General features: G+C 41.3%; 1 pseudogene. It reads left to right on the forward strand.

Annotation, left to right across the window (positions count from 1 at the left end):
• Positions 1-433 (forward strand): annotated as a pseudogene (locus tag KGF70_RS17540) (plasmid recombination protein); the annotation flags it as partial.
• Between the last annotated feature and the right edge of the window lie 247 nt (positions 434-680).

Here is a 680-nt window from a genome sequence, read left to right on the forward strand (position 1 = left end):
ACGCCTTGCTGAACTTAAACCTCGTGATCAGCAGGAAATTGAGAGCAAACCTACTTTTTTAAGCAAGGATAAAGTGGTTGTTAGAAAAAGTGATCTTCATGACTTAGAATCTCGAGCAGCTGTCAGTGATATTTATAATCAACAACAGAACCGTTTAAAACTTGATAATCAAAACCTAAATTATCAACTGCTTGAAGTTAAAGACAATAATTATGATTTAAGCAAGAAAAATGAGAAGCTCCAAAAATTAGTGGATACGTTACAAGGAATTGTTCGGAGCGTTGACCGGTTCTTACAGCGCAAATTAGGTGTTGGCTTACCAAATGAGTGGCTAGAGCGAGCTGGACTAAAGGAACTATCTAAAAAAGCCCCTCAGAGGCCACAGGAGCGTTCAGAGGGGCAACATGATGAATTAGATGGTCCAAGCCTTTGAATTTGGTCTATGGCTTTAATTTAACCGCTGATGAGTATTGGAGCTGTTTAATGGCCGTCAGTCAACGGTAAATCGAATTAAAGGGACTTACTGCTTTAGCAGTTAGTCCCTTTTTGAGGCTTTAAGGAGTTGATTGACTAACCAAACCCAGACACTGAATTGGCTGAAAGCCAAAGTTTCCTAAACTTTGCTTTCCTGCCTCACGGCGAGTGCGGGGTGAGTTTGAGCGGGAGCTCCCGCTCATTTA

It is taken from the genome of Lactiplantibacillus sp. 7.2.4 (assembly GCF_018991185.1).
Lineage (GTDB): Bacteria > Bacillota > Bacilli > Lactobacillales > Lactobacillaceae > Lactiplantibacillus > Lactiplantibacillus pentosus.